General features: G+C 69.3%; 24 protein-coding genes. 11 read left to right on the top strand and 13 right to left on the bottom strand.

Annotated features, from left to right (window positions below):
* The 6 genes from QZH52_RS27535 to QZH52_RS27510 are packed head-to-tail and all read left to right on the top strand — an operon-like array spanning position 1 to position 5168.
* Positions 1-984 carry a Bug family tripartite tricarboxylate transporter substrate binding protein gene (locus QZH52_RS27535; protein ID WP_301813926.1) on the top strand — a complete coding sequence of 328 codons (984 nt, stop codon included), beginning with the start codon at positions 1-3 and terminating at the stop codon, positions 982-984.
* 3 nt (positions 985-987) lie between these two features.
* Positions 988-1755, top strand: a complete 768-nt coding sequence (locus tag QZH52_RS27530; protein ID WP_301813925.1) for an HpcH/HpaI aldolase family protein — start codon at positions 988-990, stop codon at positions 1753-1755.
* A 16-nt stretch (positions 1756-1771) separates the two neighbouring features.
* A complete protein-coding gene (locus QZH52_RS27525; protein ID WP_301813923.1) occupies positions 1772-2731 on the top strand; it encodes a thiamine pyrophosphate-dependent dehydrogenase E1 component subunit alpha in 960 nt (319 codons plus the stop codon).
* On the top strand, positions 2724-3734 hold the full coding sequence (locus tag QZH52_RS27520) for an alpha-ketoacid dehydrogenase subunit beta (protein ID WP_301813922.1): 1011 nt from the start codon (positions 2724-2726) through the stop codon (positions 3732-3734). Before QZH52_RS27525 ends, QZH52_RS27520 begins: the two co-directional genes overlap by 8 nt.
* Before the next feature lie 16 nt (positions 3735-3750).
* A complete protein-coding gene (locus QZH52_RS27515) occupies positions 3751-4737 on the top strand; it encodes an NAD(P)H-quinone oxidoreductase (protein ID WP_436411640.1) in 987 nt (328 codons plus the stop codon).
* Complete coding sequence (locus QZH52_RS27510; RefSeq protein ID WP_301813919.1) at positions 4734-5168, top strand: nuclear transport factor 2 family protein; 435 nt, start codon at positions 4734-4736, stop codon at positions 5166-5168. The genes QZH52_RS27515 and QZH52_RS27510 overlap by 4 nt, the downstream gene beginning before the upstream one ends.
* Before the next feature lie 24 nt (positions 5169-5192).
* Here QZH52_RS27510 and trhA read toward each other — a convergent pair whose 3' ends face one another.
* Genes trhA through QZH52_RS27495 form a run of 3 tightly spaced genes read right to left on the bottom strand, consistent with a single transcriptional unit; the run spans position 5193 to position 7217 of the window.
* The gene (gene trhA / locus QZH52_RS27505; RefSeq protein WP_301813917.1) at positions 5193-5837 is read right to left on the bottom strand and encodes a PAQR family membrane homeostasis protein TrhA; all 645 of its coding nucleotides are present in this window, start codon (positions 5835-5837) and stop codon (positions 5193-5195) included.
* 10 nt (positions 5838-5847) lie between these two features.
* A complete protein-coding gene (locus tag QZH52_RS27500; protein ID WP_301813916.1) occupies positions 5848-6759 on the bottom strand; it encodes an SPFH domain-containing protein in 912 nt (303 codons plus the stop codon).
* A 41-nt stretch (positions 6760-6800) separates the two neighbouring features.
* The gene (locus QZH52_RS27495) at positions 6801-7217 is read right to left on the bottom strand and encodes an NfeD family protein (RefSeq protein WP_301813915.1); all 417 of its coding nucleotides are present in this window, start codon (positions 7215-7217) and stop codon (positions 6801-6803) included.
* Positions 7218-7485: 268 nt separating this feature from the next.
* Here QZH52_RS27495 and QZH52_RS27490 point away from each other — a divergent pair, with 268 nt between their 5' ends.
* Positions 7486-7908: an HU family DNA-binding protein gene (locus tag QZH52_RS27490; RefSeq protein ID WP_301813959.1), complete on the top strand. Its 423-nt coding sequence runs from the start codon at positions 7486-7488 to the stop codon at positions 7906-7908.
* A 62-nt stretch (positions 7909-7970) separates the two neighbouring features.
* On the opposite strand, the gene QZH52_RS27485 is transcribed toward QZH52_RS27490, so the two are convergent.
* On the bottom strand, positions 7971-8228 hold the full coding sequence (locus tag QZH52_RS27485; protein WP_286534491.1) for a DUF1488 family protein: 258 nt from the start codon (positions 8226-8228) through the stop codon (positions 7971-7973).
* A gap of 204 nt (positions 8229-8432) precedes the next feature.
* On the opposite strand from QZH52_RS27485, the gene QZH52_RS27480 reads away from it, so the two are divergent.
* Positions 8433-8948, top strand: a complete 516-nt coding sequence (locus QZH52_RS27480) for a hypothetical protein (protein ID WP_301813914.1) — start codon at positions 8433-8435, stop codon at positions 8946-8948.
* Here QZH52_RS27480 and ureG read toward each other — a convergent pair whose 3' ends face one another.
* The 7 genes from ureG to QZH52_RS27445 are packed head-to-tail and all read right to left on the bottom strand — an operon-like array spanning position 8949 to position 13942.
* A complete protein-coding gene (ureG, locus tag QZH52_RS27475; protein WP_286524999.1) occupies positions 8949-9599 on the bottom strand; it encodes an urease accessory protein UreG in 651 nt (216 codons plus the stop codon). It lies immediately after the preceding gene.
* A gap of 14 nt (positions 9600-9613) precedes the next feature.
* Complete coding sequence (locus tag QZH52_RS27470; protein WP_301813912.1) at positions 9614-10303, bottom strand: urease accessory protein UreF; 690 nt, start codon at positions 10301-10303, stop codon at positions 9614-9616.
* Positions 10303-10896 carry an urease accessory protein UreE gene (ureE, locus tag QZH52_RS27465; protein ID WP_301813911.1) on the bottom strand — a complete coding sequence of 198 codons (594 nt, stop codon included), beginning with the start codon at positions 10894-10896 and terminating at the stop codon, positions 10303-10305. Before ureE ends, QZH52_RS27470 begins: the two co-directional genes overlap by 1 nt.
* A 58-nt stretch (positions 10897-10954) precedes the next feature.
* Positions 10955-12673, bottom strand: a complete 1719-nt coding sequence (gene ureC / locus QZH52_RS27460) for an urease subunit alpha (protein ID WP_301813910.1) — start codon at positions 12671-12673, stop codon at positions 10955-10957.
* A complete protein-coding gene (locus QZH52_RS27455; RefSeq protein ID WP_286506267.1) occupies positions 12674-12979 on the bottom strand; it encodes an urease subunit beta in 306 nt (101 codons plus the stop codon). It lies immediately after the preceding gene.
* A 10-nt stretch (positions 12980-12989) separates the two neighbouring features.
* Positions 12990-13595 carry a HupE/UreJ family protein gene (locus tag QZH52_RS27450; RefSeq protein WP_301813909.1) on the bottom strand — a complete coding sequence of 202 codons (606 nt, stop codon included), beginning with the start codon at positions 13593-13595 and terminating at the stop codon, positions 12990-12992.
* Positions 13596-13639: 44 nt separating this feature from the next.
* Positions 13640-13942 carry an urease subunit gamma gene (locus tag QZH52_RS27445; protein ID WP_286369833.1) on the bottom strand — a complete coding sequence of 101 codons (303 nt, stop codon included), beginning with the start codon at positions 13940-13942 and terminating at the stop codon, positions 13640-13642.
* A 95-nt stretch (positions 13943-14037) separates the two neighbouring features.
* Here QZH52_RS27445 and QZH52_RS27440 point away from each other — a divergent pair, with 95 nt between their 5' ends.
* Genes QZH52_RS27440 through QZH52_RS27430 form a run of 3 tightly spaced genes read left to right on the top strand, consistent with a single transcriptional unit; the run spans position 14038 to position 19312 of the window.
* A complete protein-coding gene (locus QZH52_RS27440; protein WP_436411639.1) occupies positions 14038-17604 on the top strand; it encodes a hybrid sensor histidine kinase/response regulator in 3567 nt (1188 codons plus the stop codon).
* Positions 17601-18617, top strand: a complete 1017-nt coding sequence (locus QZH52_RS27435) for a response regulator transcription factor (RefSeq protein ID WP_301813907.1) — start codon at positions 17601-17603, stop codon at positions 18615-18617. The genes QZH52_RS27440 and QZH52_RS27435 overlap by 4 nt, the downstream gene beginning before the upstream one ends.
* Positions 18618-18646: 29 nt before the next feature.
* The gene (locus tag QZH52_RS27430) at positions 18647-19312 is read left to right on the top strand and encodes a PA4824 family protein (RefSeq protein WP_301813906.1); all 666 of its coding nucleotides are present in this window, start codon (positions 18647-18649) and stop codon (positions 19310-19312) included.
* Positions 19313-19317: 5 nt separating this feature from the next.
* On the opposite strand, the gene QZH52_RS27425 is transcribed toward QZH52_RS27430, so the two are convergent.
* Both QZH52_RS27425 and recJ read right to left on the bottom strand, forming a co-directional pair.
* Complete coding sequence (locus QZH52_RS27425; RefSeq protein ID WP_301813905.1) at positions 19318-19668, bottom strand: alpha/beta hydrolase; 351 nt, start codon at positions 19666-19668, stop codon at positions 19318-19320.
* A gap of 110 nt (positions 19669-19778) precedes the next feature.
* Positions 19779-21488 (bottom strand): single-stranded-DNA-specific exonuclease RecJ, encoded by a 1710-nt coding sequence (gene recJ, locus QZH52_RS27420; RefSeq protein ID WP_301813904.1) that lies wholly within the window; start codon positions 21486-21488, stop codon positions 19779-19781.
* Position 21489: the final 1 nt, after the last annotated feature.

Genomic DNA, 21489 nt, shown 5'->3' with positions numbered 1-21489 from the left:
ATGCAGACCCTGCTCCGCCATCGCCTGGCACGCGCGTTGTGCTGGCTCTCGCTGGCCCTGTTCAGCCCCTGGGCCGCGGCTCAGGCCTTTCCTTCGAAGCCGGTACGGCTGGTCGTGCCTTATCCGCCGGGCGGCATCGGCGACACGCTGGCGCGCGAACTCGGGGCGCAGCTGAGCCAGCGACTCGGCCAGCCGGTGGTCGTCGACAACAAGCCCGGTGCGAGCCAGATCATCGGTGCCGAGACCGTGGCCAAGTCGGCGCCTGACGGCTACACGCTGTTCCTCGGCAGCCTGTCTAGCCTGGTGCTCAACGTCGGCTCGAACAAGAGCCTTCCCTACGACCCGGCCAAGGACTTCGCGCCGGTGTCGATGTTCTTCAACACGCCGCTCTACCTGGTCGTCAATCCCGACCTGCCGGTCAAGAACGTGGCCGAGCTGATCGCCTATGCCAAGGCGCATCCGGGCAAGCTGTCGTTCGGCTCGATCGGCAGCGGCAGCTCGCTGCACCTGACGGGCGAGATGTTCAAGGCGCGCACCGGCGTCGACATGCTGCATGTGCCGTACAAGGGCAGCGTGCCGGCAGTGACCGACCTGCTCGGCGGCCAGATCCAGCTGATCTTCGATGCCGGCACCTCTTCGCTGCCGCTGGTGCGCAGCGGCAAGCTGCGGGTGCTCGGCGTCACCAGCGCCAGGCGGGCCAGCGGCACGCCCGACGTGCCGACCCTGGCCGAGTCCGGCGTGCCGGGCTTCGACGCCTCGTTCTGGTTCGGCATCGTGGCGCCGGCCGGGACGCCGCAGCCCGTCGTCAAGCGCCTGTCGAAGGAGATCAACGAGATCCTCAAGGACCCGGCGCTGGTCGAGCGCTACCGCCCGAACGGCGTCGAGATCGCGGGCAGCACGCCCGAGGAGATGGCGGCGCAGATCAAGTCCGACCGACCGCTGTGGGCCCAGGTGCAGCGGCAGGCCGGCATTTCACCGGAATAACCCATGACCGACAACCGATTCAAGCGCCTGGTGCAAACCGGCCATCCCCAGTACGGCCTGTTCTGCGTCTCGAACGCGCTGCAGACCGCGGAAGCGCTGGCAGGCAGCGGCTTCGACTTCATCGTCTTCGACATCGAGCATTCGCCGAGTTCGATGCCGCACCTGCATGCCCAGCTGGCGGCGATGGCTTCCGGCCCGACGGCCAGCATCGTGCGCGTGGCGTCGCTCGATCTCGGCGTCTTCAAGCACTGCCTGGACCTCGGCGTCCAGGCCATCATGGTGCCGAACATCGCCAATGCCGAGCAGGCCCGCGAGGCGATCCGCTTCAGCCGCTATCCGGTGCATGGCGGCATCCGCGGCATGGGCGGCACCATGCGGGTCACGCGCTATGGCCGCGACAAGGGCTATTTCGCGGACGCCCAACAGCAGACCTGCATGCTGATCCAGATCGAGAGCCGGGAGGCGATGGGCAACCTGGATGCGATCTGCGCGGTCGAGGGCGTAGACATGGTCTTCTTCGGACCGACCGACCTGTCGGCCGACATGGGCTTCATGGGGCAGCCCGGGCATCCGGAGGTGGTGGCGGCGATCGAGTCCGGCATCCGCCGCGCCCGCTCGCTGGGCATGCGCAGCGGCGTGCTGGCCGGCGATCCCGATTGCCTGCGCTACGTCGAGGCTGGCGCGACGATGGTGATCCTCGGTTCCGACCTCGGTCTGATGGTGCGCGGGGCCGACACGCTGGCCGCCAAGTTCGTCCAGCCCGCCGCTTGATTCGAACTGGGACGACATGCAAGACGATTCGACCTCCCGCGCGCTCGCCGACCTCGCGGCGATGCAGCGCATCCGCTTTCTCGAAGAGAAGATCACCGAGCTGCGCAAGCAGCAGATCGTGCAGGGATCGGTGCACCTGTGCATCGGCCAGGAATCGATCTACGTCGGCGCGCGCGGCGCGCTGCGCGACGAGGACCGCGTTTTCAGCACTTACCGCGGCCATGGCTGGGCGATGGCCTGCGGCGTGCCGGCCGAAGGCATCCTGGCCGAGCTGATGGGGCGCGAGACCGGCGTCTGCCGCGGCCGGGGCGGTTCGGCCATGTTCAGTGCCGCCGACCACGGCTTCTACGGCGAGAACTCGATCGTCGGCGCCGGCGCTCCGATCGCCTGCGGCGCCGCGCTGGCCGCTCGAGTGAAGGGCGAGCCCAGGGTCGCGCTGACCGCATTCGGCGACGGCGCGATGAACCAGGGCGGCGTGCACGAGGCCATGAATTTCGCCGCCTACCTGAACCTGCCGGTGCTCTTCGTCTGCGAGAACAACAGCTACGCCGAACTGACGCCGATCGCCGACACGGTGCGCGATGCCGACCTGTACAAGCGCGCGGCCGCCTACGGCATGCCCGGCGTGCGCATCGACGGCAACGACGTCGCGGCGGTGCGCGAATGCGTGGCGCACCACGCGCAGCAGGCCCGCGCCGGCAAGGGCCCGGCGCTGATCGAGATGACGACCCAGCGGCTGGTCGGCCACTACTACGGCGACATGCAGGGCTATCGGCCCAGGGGCGAAGTGGCCGAGGCCAGGAAGCGCGAGCCGATCGTGCGCCTGCGTGAGGCGCTGCAGTCCGCCGGCGTCGGGGCGGCGGAACTCGACGGCGTCGAAGCGGCAGCCCGCGGCCACATCGAGGCGGCGGCGACGGCGGCGCTCGCCGCCCCCATGGCCTCCATCGCCACCGTCAGGGAGCACCTCTATGCATGACGAGACCCGATCCGTCCAGCGCGTACAGCTGAGCTACGGCAAGGCCATCAACGCGGCATTGAGCCGCGCGCTGGCCGAGATGCCCGACACCATCCTGTACGGCGAGGACCTGGCCAAGCCGGGTGGCGTCTTCGGCGTCACGAAGAACCTGCAGAACGAGGCCGGCGCGGTGCGCGTGTTCGACACGCCCATCAGCGAGACCGCGATGCTCGGTGCCGCGGTCGGCGCCGCGATGTGCGGGCTGCGGCCGATCGTCGAGATCATGTGGATCGATTTCAGCCTGGTCGCGATGGACCAGATCGTCAACCAGGCCGCTAACGTGCGCTACGTGTCGGCGGGCCGATTGGCGGCGCCATTGACGATCCGCACCCAGCAGGGCGCCACGCCGGGTTCCTGCGCCCAGCACTCGCAGAATCTCGAGGCCATGTTCGCCCACGTGCCCGGACTGCGCGTCGGCCTGCCGGCGACCGCGCAGGACGCGTATTCGATGTTGCTGGCGGCGATCCGCAGCGACGACCCCACCTTGATCATCGAGAACCGCGGGCTCTATCACGGCGACGAGCAATCGGTGGCGATCGACGGCCCGATCGAAGCGGTCGGCGGAGCGCACGTGGCGCGGGCCGGCAGCGACCTCACGATCGTCAGCTGGGGAGCGATGCTCGGGCGAGCGCTCGAAGCGGCCGCGCTGCTCGAGGCGCAGGGTGTCTCCGTCGAGGTCGTCAATGCCCGCTGGATCGCGCCCTTCGATTGGGACACCCTGCTGGCCAGCGTGCGCAGGACCGGGGCCCTGATGGTGGTCCACGAGGCCAACCTGAGCGGCGGCTTCGGCGCCGAGATCGCGGCGCGGGTGCAAGGCGCACTCTTCGGCCAATTGCGCGCGCCGGTCGAACGGCTCGGTGTCGCGGATTGCCGCATGCCCTCGGCGCCCCACCTGCAGGCGGCGCTGATTCCGGATGCGGCGGACATCGCCCGGCGCGCCCAGCGGCTCACCCGCGTGATGTAGGCGCGCCATGAAAACGATGCGTTTCGTCGACTATGGCGCCGGCGGTCCGCCCGAGGTGCTGCGCCTCGCGGCTTGCGAACCGCCTGCGCCGGCTGCCGGCGAGCTGCTGATCGACGTCGCCTTCGCGGGCGTGAACCGGCCCGATTGTGCGCAGCGCATCGGCCGCTATCCGCCGCCGTCCGGCGCCTCGCCGATCATCGGGCTCGAAGTCTCGGGCCGCGTGGCGGCGCTCGGGGCCGGCGTGGAGCGCTGGCGGGTCGGCGACGCGGTTTGCGCGCTGACGCCAGGCGGCGGCTATGCGGAGCGCTGCGTCGTGCCCGCTGCGCATTGCCTGCCGATCCCGGAGGGCATGGCGTTGCCAGAAGCGGCCGCTCTGCCCGAGACCTGCTTCACGGTCTGGGACAACGTCTTTGCGCGTGCGGCGCTGCAGCCCGGCGAGAGCTTCCTGGTCCACGGCGGCGCCGGCGGCATCGGCGCCACGGCGATCCAGATGGCCAGCGCCTTCGGTGCCCGCGTGATGGCCACCGTCGGCAGCGGCGACAAGTCCGGCTTCTGCACGGAGGCCGGTGCGCACCGCGTGATCAACTACCGCGAGCAGGACTTCGTCGCCGAGGCGATGGACTTCACCGAGGGCCGTGGCGTCGACGTGATCCTCGACATGGTCGGCGGCAGCTACCTCGAGCGCGACCTCGCGGCGCTGGCGCTCGACGGCCGCATCGCGCTGATCGCCTTCATGGGCGGGGCGAGGGCCGAGATCGACATCGTGCCGATCCTGCGCAAGCGCGCCACGCTGACGGGTTCCACCCTGCGGCCCCGGACCGTCGCGCAAAAGGCCGCGATCGCGCGTGCACTCGAACTGAACTGGTGGCCGAAGCTCGCCGATCCGCGGCTTCGGCCGACGGTCCATCGGATCTTCGATCTCGCCGATGCGGCTGCGGCGCATGCGCTGATGGAAAGCAGCGCGCACAGCGGCAAGATCGTGCTCGCGGTGGGGACGCCATGAGTCCGGAGCGGCACCAGTTCCACGAATGGGCGTGCAGCCGGGCACTGCTTCGCTTCTACGATCTCTTCGATCGCTGGGACTACGAAGGGATGGCGGCGTTGTTCATGCCGGATGGCGCCTGGCACCGGGCCGGCAAGCTGCTGCAGGGGCGGGCCGCGATCGTCGCGGAGTTGCAGACGCGATCGACCACCCAGAAGATCCGCCACGTCCTCACCAACCTGCTGGTGGACGTCCACGACGAGACGCATGCCGAGGCCCGCTGCTACCTGACCGTCTATCGTCAGGACAGCGGCACGGCGACTTCTGCGCCTGCGCTGATCCGGGCGCCCTCGCTGGTGCTGGTGGTCACGGCGTCCCTGGTGGGTGGCGTGGAGGGGTGGCGCATCGCCCGGCAGACGATGCAGCGGGAGTTCGAGTTCCCCGAAGCTTGAAGGAGCAGGGGCCGGGCCACGGCCCTACCCGTGGGCATGCCACAGCGCGGCGAAGAAGTGGCAGGCGCTCCCCGCCAGCACGAACAGGTGCCAGACGAAATGCGCGAAGCGCACCTTGTTGTCGAACAGGAACACCACGGCGCCGAGCGTGTAGGCCAGGCCGCCCGCCACCAGCCAGGCCAGTCCCGAGCTCGACATGCGTTCGTAGAGCGGCACCGCGGCCGCCACCGCCATCCAGCCCATCGCGACGTACAGGCCGGTCGACCACAGCGGATGCCGCAGCCGATTGAAGAGCTTGGCGGCCACGCCCAGCACGGCGGCGCCGCAGACGGCGCCGAAAAGCGCCCAGCCCCAGGGCCCGCGCAGCACGCCGAACAGGAACGGCATGTAGCTGCCGGCGATGAACAGGTAGATGGCCGCGTGGTCGAGCCGGTTGAACCAGGCCTTGGCGCGGCCCAGCGGCAGGGCGTGGTAGAGGGTCGACACGCCATACAGCAGGATCATCGTGCCCGCGAAGAGGCTGGCACCGACCACCGCCGCCGCACTTTGCCGCGAGGCGCTCCAGACCAGGATCGGCAGCGAGGCGATGGCGAGCAGCAGGCCGAGGCCGTGGCTCAGCGCGTTCATGATTTCTTCGGCGACCGTCTGGTCGCGTTCGGCGACACGCATGGCGGGCTCCTCAGGCGGCCGGGCCCCTGACCATCGCCATCGCCGAGCTGATCAGCGTCGACACCTCGGTCATGTTGCTCGGCACGATCAGCGTCGCCTTCGACTTGTCGGCCACCTTGCCGAAGGCCTGCAGCGCTTCTTCGGCCACCTTGAGCTGGACCGCCGAATGGCCGCCGGGCTTCTCGATCGCCTCGGCGATGCGGGCGATGGCGCCGGCCGTGGCTTCGGCCACGGCGCTGATGGCGGCTGCCTCGCCCTGCGCCTTGTTCACCACCGCCTGCTTCTCGCCTTCGGAGCGCGCGATGGCGGCCTCGCGCTCGCCGGTCGCGATGTTGATCTGCTCCTGGCGGCGGCCTTCGGAGGCGGCGATCAGTGCGCGCTTCTCGCGCTCGGCCGTGATCTGCGACTGCATCGCGTGCAGGATCTCCTTCGGCGGCGTCAGGTCCTTGATCTCGTAGCGCAGCACCTTGACGCCCCAGTTGAGCGCGGCTTCGTCGATCGCGGCCACCACCTGGGCGTTGATGATGTCGCGCTCCTCGAAGGTCTTGTCGAGTTCGAGCTTGCCGATCACGCTGCGCAGCGAGGTCTGCGCCAGCTGCGTGACCGCGGTGATGTAGTTCGACGAACCGTAGCTCGCGCGCATCGGGTCGGTGACCTGGAAATAGAGGATGCCGTCGACCGTGAGCTGCGTGTTGTCGCGCGTGATGCAGACCTGGCTCGGGACGTCGAGCGGCACTTCCTTCAGGCTGTGGCGATAGGCCACGCGGTCGATGAAGGGCACCAGGAAGTTGGCGCCCGGCAGCAGCGTGGCGTGGAACTTGCCCATGCGCTCGACCACCCAGGCATGCTGCTGGGGAACGAACTTGACGGCGCGGGCGACGAACAGGACGGCGACGACAAGGAGAACGAGGGAGACTTCCATGAGGTTTTTCTTTCAGTGGTGAGAGGCGGGCCGGCGGCGCATCAGCCGATGGGTTCGACGACCAGGAAATTGCCCTGCACGTCGACGATTCGGTGCAGGCCGGGTGCGATCGGTCCGTCGGACGCCGGCTTGACCTGCCAGGTGGCGCCGCGGTAGCGGACCTCGGCCGTCCGGCCCTCGCTCCAGGCCGGCACGGTGACCTGTTCGCCGACATCGATCTGGACGTCGGACAGGCGCGCCTTCGGGCGGCGCGAGGCGCGCAGGTACCAGCCGCCGACGAAGGCCATGCAGGCCACGGCGGCGCAGACGATCTGCGTCGGCATCGCCGCGCCGAGGTGGGCGGCCAGCGCGCCGACCGCGAAGCCGATCGCCACCAGCAGCGCATAGATGGTGCCGGTCACCAGTTCGAGGGCGACCAGCGCGAAGGTCATCAACCACCAGAGCGTGGGGGCCGTCATGTGCATCCTTTTCTTCGCCGGGAAGCGGCGTGCCGCGAGGATAGCCCGTCGTTCGGTGCCCGCCTGCCGGGCAAGGCCATGCGGCCCGCCGACGAGACGCTTCTTGCGCCGGATCAGCGGAATTCGACCGCGGCGGCACTCGGAATGCGTGGCACACGGGGCGATGCGCGGGTCGCGCCGAGGGCCGCGCGAGAACGCATCGGTCACACCTACGTTACACTCCGCGCCGCTTGCAGCTTGCGTCGCAGGCTGCGCCGCCATAGGCAACATGGCGAAAACCATCCATAGGAAATTTGAAGTGAACCGTATCGAACTGGTCGAGAAGATCGCCACCACGCACAACGTCAGCAAGGCAGAAGCCGCACGCATCCTGGAAACCATCACCGGCTCCATCGTCGCGGCAGTGAAGAAGGGCGACCCGGTCCAATTGATCGGCTTCGGCACCTTCAAGCAAGTGGCACGCGCTGCTCGCACCGGATTCAACCCCCAGGCTGGCGCAGCGATCAAGATCGCCGCCCAGAAGGTGCCGAAGTTCGTGCCGGGCGCAGCCTTCAAGGCCGCGGTCGACCCCAAGGCCGCCAAGCGCAAGGCCGACAAGGCCGCCGCGAAGCCGGTGGCCAAGAAGGCTGCACCTGCCAAGAAGGCAGCCGCGCCCAAGGTCGCTGCACCGGCCAAGAAGGCACGCAAGTAAGCCTGCCTGAAGGCAAAGAAAAACGGCCCCTCGGGGCCGTTTTTTTGTTAGCGCGGTGCCCGCTAGAAGTCCTCGCTGCCCAGGCAGATCGCGCGGGCCGGATTCTCTCGGTAGCGGGCGGTGGCCCGGGCGTCGATCGAGTCGGCGTTGCGCGCGTAGGCCTGCACCAGGTCCGCATCACGGCCTTCGGGTGCGTGGAAGCGGTCGTGAAGCGCTTCCTCGTCGATCCGGGCAATGATCCGGGCGCCGTCGTAGCCGTCGGGATAAATGGCGAACTGGACGCTGCCGGTCGCGGGATGGAAGATCGCTTCTGAAGCCATGATGGCGCTCTGACGTGTAACGGGTTGTGGCAGTATCGCGCGTCCTGTGACTTTCCGATACAAGCCCTATGGCCTAATCCAGGAGCAAGATGCGGACCAAATCACATCGGACGTCACAATTTGATGCGATCCCGTAGCAGGTCCGCGGCTGAACTTGCCGCCCGGCCCGGAGTCATACCCGGCTTTTTCCCTGTCCCATTCCCCATGCATCGCTTCCTGTCGAAACCGGTCCGCGCGCTCGCCGCCGTCGCCTTGCTGTCGGCCGCCCAGGCCGGTTCGGCCCAGGCCCTCCCGCCCGGCGTGCGGCTCGGCATGTCGGCCGACGAGTTGCAGGCGGCGCTGCCCAGTGCCGAGCGGGTGCAGCGTCCGCAGCGCCTAGCCGGTGGCCTCGCCGGGGCCTGGCGGGGCGCGCCGACGCAGCTCGCGGGGCTGTCGTTCGAGCCGGTGTTCTTCTTTGCCGGCGGGCAGCTGCGGCGCGTGGAGTGGGTTGCCGCGACCGCCGCGGCACCCGACTTGGGGGCCGCGGCCTTTGCCGAGATCGTCGCCTGGGGCCGCCAGAGCTTCGGTCCCGAGCTCGGCTCGAACGACCCGGGCAGCGCTTCTGCGGCCTGGGTCCAGGGCGACTGCGATGTCTACGCCCAGCGCATCAGCGACCCGCACCATGCGAGCGTCCGGCTGATCTACAAGGCGCGCCAGCTCAAGGACGCGAGCGAGCTCTGATCAGGCTTCGGCCAGCATCCCGCGCTCTTCGATAAACGACACCACCTCTGCGAGGCCGCTGCGGGTCTTGAGGTTGGTCATCACGAAGGGGCGTTGCTTGCGCATGCGCCGGGTGTCGGCTTCCATCACGCCGAGGTCGGCACCGACATAGGGCGCAAGGTCGGTCTTGTTGATGACGAACAGGTCGCTCTTGGTGATGCCGGGGCCGCCCTTGCGCGGGATCTTCTCGCCGGCGGCGACGTCGATCACGTAGATCGTCAGGTCGGACAGCTCGGGGCTGAAGGTGGCCGCCAGGTTGTCGCCGCCCGATTCGACGAACACCACGTCGGCATCGGGGAACTGGGCCAGCATGCGGTCGATGGCCTCGAGGTTGATCGATGCATCTTCGCGGATCGCGGTGTGCGGGCAGCCACCGGTTTCCACGCCCATGATCCGTTCGGCCGGCAGCGCACCGGCGACCGTCAGCAGGCGCTGGTCTTCCTTGGTGTAGATGTCGTTGGTGATCGCGATCAGGTCGTACTTGTCGCGCATCGACTTGCAGAGCATCTCGAGCAGCGTGGTCTTGCCGGAGCCGACCGGGCCGCCGATGCCCACGCGCAGCGGCGGCAGCTTCTTGGTGCGGTGGGGGATGTGGTGGAGGGCGGATGACATGGGGGGCCTTGGCTTTAGCTTCTGAAGAGGCGCGAGTACTGGGTTTCGTGGCGGGCGGACAGCACGGCGAGCATCGGCGAGAAGGCCTGCCGCTCGTCATCCGCCAGTGTGATCGCATGATCGACCGCTGGGGGAATTTCCGATGCCAGCCGGCCGAGGATGCGCTGCCCGGCGCTCTGGCCGAGCGGCACCGCCTTGACCGCGGCGCCGATCATGTTCTCGGCCCAGCCGAAGGCGAAGGCCAGGCAGGCATCGCGGGCGGATGCCTCGGTGCGGCTGGCGGCGAAGGCGAAGGCGATCGGATAGCTGGCGGGCAAGCGCTCGAAGACGTCGGCGACGTCGGCGTGGTGCAGCTTGAGCCATTCGACGAACGAGCGGCCCATCTGCTCGGTCTGCAGCAGGAATTCGGCCGATTCGCGGGTCTGGAACACCCAGTCGTTGAGTGCGCGGATGCGGGCCGCGTCCGATTGCCGCCAGGCCGGGACGGCCTGTGCGACCACGGCCAGGTCGGCCCGCGCGAGCGCCAGGTGCAACTGGTCGGCCAGCCAGTCGGAGACAGCGGCCTCGGTCGTGATGCCGGCGCCGTCGATGGCCGCCTCGAGGCCTTCCGAGTAGGAGAAGCCGCCGACCGGGAGCGCCGGCGAGGCCAGCCAGATCAGCTGCAGCAGGCTGCTGGCGGGCAGGGCGACCGGCGTGTCAGCCATCAGTGCGAGTGGCCGTGGGAATGGTCGTGATCGTGGTCATGGCCATGCGAGTGGCCTGCCGGCGACCCCGAATACGCATCCGGATGCATCACCGGCCCCACCGGCGCCGCGCCATGCGAATGCCCATGGCCGCCGCCGTGCGCCCCGTAGGCACCGCCTTCGGGCTCGAAGGCTTCCTCGGCTTCACGCACGATCAGGTGCATCGAACGCAGCATGGCGGCCAGCACGTGGTCGGGCTCGATCTTCAGGTGGTCGGGCTTGAGCTCGATCGGCACGTGCCGGTTGCCCAGGTGGTAGGCCGCGCGCATCAGGTCGAAGGGCGTGCCGTGTTCGCTGCAGTGCGTGATGACCAGCACCGGCTGCGGCGCAGCGACGACCTTGACCAGCGAGCCGTCCTCGGCCACCAGCACGTCGCCGCCGCGCACGGCGGTGCCGCGCGGCAGGAACACGCCGATCTGGCGGCCTTGCGAATCGGTGGTGTCGAAGCGGCTTTTCTGGCGCACGTCCCAGTCGAGTTCGACCGTGGCGGCGCGCTTGAGCAGGACGGCCGCGAGGCCGCCGCCCTGGGGCATGAGTTTGTTGGCGGTGAGCATGAAAGGCGAGAGAGTTCGGATGAGGCGGATTGTCGATCCGCGCGCACCCGAACCCGGACTAGAACAAGAAATACCGCTGCGTCATCGGTAGCGACGCCGCCGGATCGCACACCAGCAGTTGCCCGTCGGCACGCACCGCGTAGGTCTGGTGGTCGATCTCCATCGACGGCGTGAGCGCGTTGTGCACCATGTGCTGCTTGCGCACGCCGCGGACGTTCTTCACCGCGCTGAGCGTCTTGGCGAGCCCGTAGCGCTCGCCGATGCCCGCCGCCAGCCCCGCCTGCGAGACGAAAGTCAGCGAGCTGCGCGAGAGCGAGCCGCCGTAGGCGCCGAACATCGGCCGGTAGTGCACCGGCTGCGGCGTCGGGATCGAGGCGTTGGGGTCGCCCATCGCCGCCATCGCGATCGTGCCGCCCTTGATGATCGTGAAGGGCTTGACGCCGAAGAAGGCCGGCTTCCAGACCACCAGGTCGGCCCATTTGCCGACCTCGATGCTGCCGACCTCGTGGGCGATGCCGTGCGCCAGCGCCGGATTGATCGTGTACTTGGCGACATAGCGCTTGGCGCGGAAGTTGTCGTTGCGTTCGACATCCTCGGGCAGTTTGCCGCGCTGGCCCTTCATCTTGTGGGCGGTCTGCCAGCAGCGGATCACGATCTCGCCCACGCGGCCCATGGCCTGGCTGTCGGAGCTGAACATGCTGATCGCGCCGAGGTCGTGCAGGATGTCCTCGGCCGCGATGGTCTCCTTGCGGATGCGGCTCTCGGCGAAGGCCAGGTCCTCCGGGATGCCGGCGTCCAGGTGGTGGCACACCATCAGCATGTCGACGTGCTCGTCGAGCGTGTTCACGGTGTAGGGCATCGTCGGGTTGGTCGACGAGGGCAGGAAGTTGGCCTCGCCCACCACCCGCAGGATGTCGGGCGCATGGCCGCCGCCCGCGCCTTCGGTATGGAAGGCGCAGATCCCGCGGCCCTTCACGGCCGCGATGGTGTTCTCGACGAAGCCCGATTCATTGAGCGTGTCGCTGTGGATCGCCACCTGCGTGTCGGTGGCATCGGCCACGTCCAGGCAGTTGCTGATCGCCGATGGCGTGGTGCCCCAATCCTCGTGCAGCTTGAGGCCGATCACGCCGGCATCGATCTGCTCGTGCAGCGAAGCCGGCAGGCTGGCGTTGCCCTTGCCGAGGAAGCCGAGGTTCATCGGGAAGGCGTCGGCCGCCTGCAGCATGCGCTCGATGTGCCAGGGGCCCGGCGTCGCGGTGGTCGCGAAGGTGCCGGTCGCCGGGCCGGTGCCTCCGCCCAGCATGGTGGTCACGCCGGAGGCCAGCGCTTCCTCGATCTGCTGCGGGCAGATGAAGTGGATGTGGCTGTCGATGCCGCCCGCCGTGACGATGTTGCCTTCGCAGCTGATCACCTCGGTGCCGGCGCCGATCACGATGTCGACGCCCGGCTGCACGTCGGGATTGCCGGCCTTGCCGATGGCGACGATGCGGCCATCCTTCAGGCCGATGTCGGCCTTGACGATGCCCCAGTGGTCGAGGATGAGCGCATTGGTCATCACGGTGTCGACCGTGCCCTCGGCGCGGGTGCGCTGGCCCTGTGCCATGCCGTCGCGGATGGTCTTGCCGCCGCCGAACTTCACTTCCTCGCCGTAGCCGCCGGCGTGCAGCGTGTAGTCTTCCTCGACCTCGATCACGAGGTCGGTGTCGGCGAGACGGATGCGGTCGCCCACGGTGGGGCCGAAGATTTCGGCGTAGGCACGCCGCCCGATGGTTGCCATCTAGAGCTTTCCTTGAACGAGGCCGCGAAATCCGTAAATGACGCGGTCACCGGAGAAATCCACCAGCTCGACGGTGCGCTGCTGGCCGGGCTCGAAGCGCACCGCGGTGCCCGAGGCGATGTTCAGGCGCATGCCGCGCGCGGCCTCGCGGTCGAAGCCGAGCGCGCCGTTGGTCTCGGCGAAGTGGTAGTGCGAGCCGACCTGGATCGGCCGGTCGGCGGTGTTCTGGACCACCAGCGTGATGGCGCGGCGGCCCGGGTTGAGGACATGCGCGCCCTCGTCGGTGATGAGTTCGCCAGGGATCATCGATGCCGCCTCAGGCCAGTGCGCCGCCGAGCAGCGCGACGCCGAACAGCGCCACCGCGGCGCCCGCGATGCGCGGCAGCCAGCGATGGCCGTGGCGCAACGCCCATCCCGCGGCGATGCCGGCCGCGTGCAGCAGCACGGTGGCGGCAAGCATGCCGGCCAGGGTCAGGGCGGCGCCGGATTCGCCGGCCAGTTCCTGGCCGTGCGCAATGCCATGGAAGACCGCGAAGACGCCGACCAGCGCGGCGGCCACGAGCGGCGGCAGGCGCCGTTGCGTGAGGACCAGCAGGCCCAGCACCAGCAGCGAGGCGGCGATCATCGGTTCGACCGCCGGCAGTTGCACGCCGGCCAGCCCGGCCAGCGCACCGGCCAGCAGCATCGAGGCGAAGCCCAATGGCGCCCACAGCAGGTCGGGCCAGGCCCGGCGGGCGGTGAGGGCGCTCCAGAGGCCGACCGCGACCATCGCCGCCAAGTGGTCGGCGCCGGTCAGCGGATGCAGGAAGCCGGCGAGCAAGCCGTGGTGCAGGCCGGCGTCGACCCCGGTGTGCGCGCTGGCGGCCAGCGGCAGGGTCGCGAGCAGCAGCGCGAGAACGGGTGCGGTACGGGTGATGCGCATGATGGTGTCCTTGTTGTTGTGCGGAAAGCTGCGAAGAGATGCCGTCAGACGATCGGCTGGTGCACGGTCACCAGCTTGGTGCCGTCCGGGAAGGTCGCCTCGACCTGGATATCGGGAATCATCTCGGCGATGCCGTCCATGACGTCGGCCCGGGTCAGCACCGCGCGGCCCTCGCTCATCAGCGCGGCGACGCTCTTGCCGTCGCGCGCGCCCTCCATCACGGCGGCCGAGATCAGCGCCACGGCCTCGGGGTAGTTGAGCTTGAGCCCGCGGGCCCGGCGCCGTTCGGCCAGCAGGGCTGCGGTGAAGATCAGCAGCTTGTCTTTTTCGCGCGGTGTGAGTTCCATGGGTGCGGAGGTGGCGTCTTGGGGCAGGCCATTATTGGGCAGTCACCGACAGTTGCAACAGTCGTGCCGTGGCACGAAAGCTGCACCAATGCGGTGTGGATCTCCCAGCCATCCCCCCCGCTCCGAGCGACGAAGCGCCGCAGCGCATCGTCAAGGTCCGGCGCGACTACAACAGCTGGGTCGCCCGCGAGACGCTGGAAGACTACGCGCTGCGCTACACGCCGCAGCGCTTCCGCCGGATGTCCGAATGGCGGGTCGCCAGCACGGCTTTCGGCGGCGCCGCCTCCTTCCTGATCCTGGAGGCGGTCGGCGCCACGCTGCTGGTGCAGTACGGCTTCGTCAACGCCTTCTGGGCCATCCTGGTCACCGGGCTGATCATCTTCCTGGCGGGCCTGCCGATCAGCGTCTATGCCGCGCGCTACGGCGTCGACATGGACCTGCTCACACGCGGCGCCGGCTTCGGCTACATCGGCTCGACCCTGACCTCGCTGATCTACGCCTCCTTCACCTTCATCTTCTTCGCGCTGGAGGCCGCGGTGATGGCCTATGCGCTCGAACTCGCGCTCGGCATCCCGCCGGTCTGGGGCTACCTGGTCTGCGCGCTGGTGGTGATCCCGCTGGTCACGCACGGCATCTCGGCCATCAGCTGGCTGCAGGTCTGGACCCAGCCGGTCTGGTTGCTGATGCTGGTCGTGCCCTTCGGCTACGTGCTCGCGCGCGATCCTGGTGCGTTCGCCGGCGTGACGCACTACATCGGTTCCAAATCGAAACTGGATGGCTTCGATCTGCACCTCTTCGGTGCCGCGCTGACGGTCGGCATCGCTCTCATCACGCAGATGGGCGAGCAGGCCGACTACCTGCGCTTCATGCCGGCGCGCACGGCGGCCAACCGCGGCCGCTGGTGGGCCGGCGTCCTGGCCGGCGGGCCGGGCTGGGTGGTGCTGGGCGTGCTCAAGATGCTGGGCGGCGCCTTGCTCGCCTACCTGGCGATCAGCCACATGGTGCCGCCCGAGCGCGCAGTCGATCCGAACCAGATGTACCTGGCGGCCTACGAGTACGTGTTCCCGAACTACGGCTGGGCGGTGGCGGCGACCGCGATCTTCGTCGTCATCTCGCAGCTCAAGATCAACGTCACCAACGCCTATGCCGGCTCGCTGGCCTGGAGCAATTTCTTCTCGCGCGTCACGCACAGCCATCCGGGCCGCGTGGTGTGGGTGGTGTTCAACGCGCTGATCGCCTTCATGCTGATGGAGATGAACGTGTTCGAGGCGCTCGGCGACGTGCTGGGCCTCTACGCCAACATCGCGATCGCCTGGATGATGGCGGTGGTGGCCGACCTGGTCATCAACAAGCCGCTGGGCCTGTCGCCGCCGGGCATCGAGTTCAAGCGGGCCCACCTGTGGGACATCAACCCGGTCGGCGTCGGCGCGATGGCGCTGGCCTCGGGGCTGTCGATCACCGCCCACCTCGGCGTCTTCGGGCCCCTGGCGCAGGCCTTCTCGGCGTTGATCGCGCTGGGCACCGCCTTCGTCGCCGCACCGCTGATCGCCTGGGCCACGCGCGGCAAGTACTACATCGCGCGGGTCTCGCACGAGGACGGTGCCGCGCCCTTCGCGCCGTCGACCCATCGGTCGGCGATCCGCTGGGCCCGCGTCGAATCCGGCGCCGGCAGCTACCGGAGGCTCAGCACCCAGCGCTGCGTCATCTGCGAGGGCGAATACGAAGGCCCGGACATGGCGCACTGTCCCGCCTACCAGGGCGCCATCTGCTCACTCTGCTGCACCCTGGACGCGCGCTGCGGAGATCTCTGCAAGCCGCAGGCGAGCCTGTCGGCGCAATGGTCGGGCACCCTGCGCTGGCTGCTGCCGCGCCGCGTCTGGCCCTACCTCGACACCGGACTCGGCCATTTCCTGCTGCTGATGCTGATCGTCGTGCCGCTGCTGGCCGGCGTCTTCGGCGTGCTGTACCAGCAAGAGCTGCGCGCGCTCGGGGACGCGCTGCTGGGCGAGGGCGCCCAGGCCGGCACCCAGCCGGCCTCGTTGCGCTCGGGTTTCCTCAAGGCCTACATGGCGCTGCTGGTGATCGCGGGCATCGTCGCCTGGTGGCTGGTGCTGGCGCACCAGAGCCGCAAGGTGGCGCAAGAGGAATCGAACCGCCAGACCCACCTGCTGGTGCGCGAGATCGAGCTGCACCGCAAGACCGACCGGGCGCTGCAGGCGGCCAAGCAGAGCGCCGACCAGGCGCGCGGCATCGCCGAAGAGGCCAAGCGCGCAGCCGACCAGGCCAACCAGGCCAAGAGCCGCTACATCAGCGCCATCAGCCACGAGCTTCGCACGCCGCTCAACAGCATCCTGGGCTACGCGCAGCTGATGGGCGAGGATGCGGCCGTGCCGCCGCATCGACGGCAGGCGGTGGCAGTGATCAAGCGCGGCGGCGAGCATCTGCTGTCGCTGATCGAAGGCACGCTGGACATCGCCCACATCGAGGCCGGCAAGCTGACCTTGAATGCGCGCCCGATGCAGTTCGCCGACCTGATGAGCGAGCTGGCCGACATGTTCGAGCTCGCTGCCGAAGAGAAGGGGCTGGCCTTCCGCTTCGAGCCCAGCGGCAGCCTGCCAGAGCTGGTGCGCGCCGACGAGAAGCGGGTGCGGCAGATCCTCATCAACCTGCTGGGCAACGCGATCAAGTTCACCGCCGCCGGGCAGGTCACGCTGCGGCTGCGCTATGCGCGCGAGTTCGCCGCGATCGAGATCGAGGACACCGGGCCGGGCATGTCGGCCGAGGAGCTGGGCCGCATCTTCGAGCCCTTCGCCCGCGGCGCCACGGCCGGACCGGCGGCGCCCGGCGCCGGCCTGGGACTGACCATCGCCAAGATGCTGATCGACTTGATGGGCGGCGAGATGAACGTGCAGAGCACGCCCGGTGTCGGCTCGGTATTCAGCCTGCGGCTGTTCCTGCCGCGCGTGCACGAGATGCCCGCCGGCAGCGGCCGTCGCGTATCGGCGCCGGTGCCCCGGCTGCGCCGCGGCTTCGAGGGCGGGCAGCGGCGCCTGCTGGTGGTCGACAACGAGGAAGCCGATCGCGAGCTGCTGGTGCAGGTGCTGGCGCCGCTGGGCTTCGAGCTGCGCACCGCCGCCAGCGGCCACGATGCGCTGGACCTGGTCGCGGCCGGCTGGCGCCCGGATGCGATGTTCGTCGACCTCGCGATGCCGGGCATCGACGGCTGGGAGACCATTCGCCGGTCGCGCGCGCTCGGGCTGGCCGACGCCGCGGTGGCGATCGTCTCGGCCAACGCCTTCGACAAGCGGCTGGACAACGACGTCGGCATCACGCCCGACGATTTCTTCGTCAAGCCGGTGCGCCACAGCGAGCTGCTCGACTGGCTCGAGCGCCGGCTCGGCATCGAGTGGACCGAGACGCCGGCCGCGCCGCCCGTGGCCGAACCGGCCGCGGTGGTGCTGCCCTCGACCGCGCGCCTGCGGGCGCTCGAGGAGGCGGTGGGCCTGGGCTATTTTCGAGGCATCATGAATCAACTCGACGACATCGACGCCGCGCAGCCCGAATGCGCGGCCTGGACCGGCGCCCAGCGCGCGCTGGCGCGGCAATTCCAGTTCGAGGCCATGAGCCGGGCCTTGAGCGCGGCCGTCGGGACCACGCCATGAGCGGCCCGAACGATCCCCCGATGCTGGTCGATACGCTGCGCGGCAGCGGCGGCAACAGCGACCTGGTGCTGATCGTCGACGACGTGCCCGACAACCTCGCGGTGCTGCACGATGCGCTCGACGAATCAGGCTACACCGTGCTGGTCGCCACCAGCGGCGAGCAGGCGCTGCAGCGCGCGGCGCAGGCGCGGCCCGACATCGTGCTGCTCGACGCGATGATGCCGGGCATCGACGGCTTCGAGGTCGCTCGCCGGCTCAAGGCCGATGCCGCGACCGCGCATATCCCGATCGTCTTCATGACCGGACTCACCGAGACCGAGCACCTGGTCGCGGCACTGGAGGCGGGCGGCGTCGACTACGTGACCAAGCCGATCAAGCCGAAGGAGGTGCTGGCGCGCATGAACGTCCACTTGCAGGGCGCGCGGCGGGCGCGCCAGGAAGCGCAGCAGGCGGGACAGGCGCGCAATGCGCTCGATGCCTTCGGCTACGCCAGCATCACGGTGCGCATGCCCGAGGGCAAGCTGATCTGGCAGACCGCGCTGGCGCGCGAGATGCTGCTGCGCTACTGCGGCACCAGCGCGCCGGTGACGCCGCCCGCGGTGCTCGAGTGGCTGCGGCGCCACCTGCCCGATGCGCAGCAGCGCCAGATCGAACCGCCGGCCCTGGCGATCGCGCAAGGTGCCTCGAGCCTCAGCCTGCGGCTGCACCAGCAGACCGGCCATGACGACGAGGGCGACGACTGGCTGATCATCATGCGCGAGGTGTCGGACACCGCGGTGATCGAGGCCATGAGCCTGAGCCTCAAGCTCACGGCACGCGAGGCCGAGGTGCTGTACTGGGTGGTCAAGGGCAAGACCAACAAGGACATCGGCGAGATCCTCGGCAGCAGTCCGGCCACCGCCAAGAAGCATCTCGAAAGGGTGTACGTGAAGCTGGGCGTCGAGACCCGCACGGCCGCGGCGGGCGTCGCAATGAAACGCATTCGCGAACTGCAGCCCCAGTTTGAAATCTGAGTCACGCGAGGCTCCTAGAATGCGCCGCCATGGCCCGTCTGCTTCTTCTCCCGCTGCTCAGCCTGCTCGCTATGCCGGGACATGCGGGCGGGCACTTCGACATCGATGACGCGGGCACGCTGGACCCGGGCCAATGCCAGTACGAGGTGTGGGGCGGGCGCTTCGGCACTGCGCCGGTCACCGACTACCACCTGGGCCCTGCATGCCGGGTCGGGCCGGTCGAGCTCGGCTTCAACATCGACCGCGCGTCGGTGCCGGGCCAGTATGCCTATGGCGTCGGTCCGCAACTCAAATGGACATTCACCGAGCAGCCGGACAAGACCGATCTCAGTGCCGCCCTGTTCTTCAGTGCCGTATGGGATGCCACGCACGGAGGTCGCGCGGGCGGCCAGTTCGTCGTGCCCGTGACCTGGCACGCGCTCGACAGTCTGTGGATCAATGCCAACCTGGGCTATGACTGGACACCGGGCAGCGGCGAGCGAACCGGCCGCGGCGGGCTTCAGGGGGCCTGGGCGCTCAACGACAAGCTGTGGCTGGTGGCCGAGCGCTTTCGCGCCTTCGACACCTGGACCACGCGCGCCGGCCTGCGCTTCAATCTGACGCCGACCATCAGTGTCGACATGAGCGCCGCGCGCACCGGCCCGGACCGTGTCCGGGGCTACGCGATCGGGCTCAATCAGGTCTTCTCGCGTTGAGCGCGTTAGAGCGCGGCTTGACGCGAGAACGAGACCTTCGGCTTGCTGTAGGCGCTCGGCACCTGGTCGCGATAGAACGCACGGCGGTCGAGGCTGGCAAACGGGTCGTGCGCCTTGGCGACCGCTTCGGCATTCACGGCCGAGCGGCTGGCGGTGGAGGTGAAGCGCTGCGCGCCGGAACTGGCAGCCTCGCCATAGGCGTTGCCCGCGCGTGCGGCGACGACGCCCTGGTCCGCCACTTCGGAGCGGCTGGCAGACGAGGTCAGCGCGTGCACGCCGTCGTAGGTTTCCGCGTGGGCGCCGGCAGCGGCCAGCAAGGTGAGGGCAGCGGCGGCGAGGACTTTCGAGGCATTCATTTCGGTTCCTTCACAGGGTTGGTTGGTGAGGAGAAGTTTGATGCCGAACCCCACCTTGCAACCGCCGCAAACGGAACAGCGGCGTTAACGGACTGGAAACAATCGGGGACCTAGATCTCGGCTCCCTCGACGAGGAAGCGCACCCGCCGCACGCCCTGCCATTCGTCCGCATCGAGCCGCCAGGCCAGTACCACTTTCGGCGGCAGCGGCTCGGTGTGACCGAACCAGATGCCGTCCACGGGCTTGCCGCGGTGCCTGAGCTTGAGTGCCAGGTGCTTCTCGCCGACCAGGCGCTGCGACACCACCTCGACTTCCTCGCTGAAGGTCGGCGGCGCGAAGCCCTGGCCCCAGACTTCGCGATGCAGCGTGTCGACCATGTCGACCCGCAGGTACTCGGGCGCCAGCGGCCCGTCGGTGTCGAGCCGGCGCGTCAGGGTGGCGGCGTCGAGCCACTCCTGCGCGACTTGCGCCAGCGCCTGTTCAAAGACCGGGAACTGCTCGCGCGCCACCGTGCAGCCGGCCGCCATCGCGTGGCCGCCGAAGCGCAGCAGCACGCCCGGATGGCGCTTGGCGACCAGGTCGAGCGCATCGCGCAGGTGGAAGCCGGGGATCGAGCGCCCGGAGCCCTTGAGCTCGTGCGCCTTGCCGTCGGCGGCGCTGGCCGCGAAGACGAAGGTCGGCCGGTGGAAGCGGTCCTTGATGCGCGAGGCCACGATGCCGACCACGCCTTCGTGGAAGTCGGCGCCGAAGACGCTGATCGCGGCCGGCGGCGCCAGGCTGTCGTCGAACAGCGTCTCTGCCAGCAGCAGGGCCTTGTCGCGCATGCCGCCTTCGATGTCGCGCCGCTCGCGGTTGATGCCGTCGAGCAGGCGCGCGAGTTCGTCGGCGCGGCTGCTGTCGTCGGTCAGCAGGCATTCGATGCCGAGCGTCATGTCGGCCAGCCGGCCCGCCGCATTGATGCGGGGCCCGAGCGCGAAGCCGAAATCGAAGGTGGTGGCCGCTGCCGCCTGGCGCCCGGCGGCCTTGAACAGCGCGGCGATGCCCACCGGCATCGCACCGGCGCGGATGCGGCGCAGTCCCTGGGCCACGAGGCGGCGGTTGTTGGCGTCGAGACGGACCACGTCGGCGACGGTGCCGAGCGCGACCAGCGGCAGCAGGGCGTCGAGCTTGGGCTGGTTGGCGAGGTCGAACACCCCGCGCGTGCGCAGTTCGGTGCGCAGCGCCAGCAGCACGTAGAACATCACGCCGACGCCGGCGATGCTCTTGCTGTCGAATTCGCAGCCGGGCTGGTTCGGGTTCACCAGCACATCGGCCGCGGGCAGCACCGGACCCGGCAGGTGATGGTCGGTCACCAGCACCGCGAGGCCGCGTGCCTTCGCCGCCGCCACGCCATCGACGCTCGCGATGCCGTTGTCGACCGTGATCAGCAGGTTGGCCCCGCTGTCGGCCACGCGCTCGGCGATCGGCGCCGTCAGGCCGTAGCCGTCGACCACCCGGTCGGGCACCAGGTAGCCGACATGGCGTGCCCCCAGCAGCCGCAGGCCGCGCACCGCCACCGCGCAGGCGGTCGCGCCGTCGCAGTCGTAGTCGGCGACGATGCACAGCCGCCGCTGGTCGCGGATCGCGTCGGCCAGCAGCACGGCGGCCTCGCGCGCACCGCGCAGCGTGGTCGGCGGCAGCAGCCGCGCCAGGCCGTCGTCGAGTTCATCCTTCGACAGCACGCCGCGCGCGGCATAGAGCCGCGCCAGCAGCGGATGCACGCCGGCCTGCTCGAGCGCCCAGGCGCTGCGCGGCGGGATGTCCCTGGCCAGGATCTTCATG

It is taken from the genome of Variovorax ginsengisoli, from assembly GCF_030486595.1.
In the GTDB taxonomy this organism is placed as follows: Bacteria; Pseudomonadota; Gammaproteobacteria; order Burkholderiales; family Burkholderiaceae_C; genus Variovorax; species Variovorax ginsengisoli_B.
Note: the sequence above shows the minus strand (reverse complement) of the source record. Positions and strands in the feature narration are given on the sequence as shown.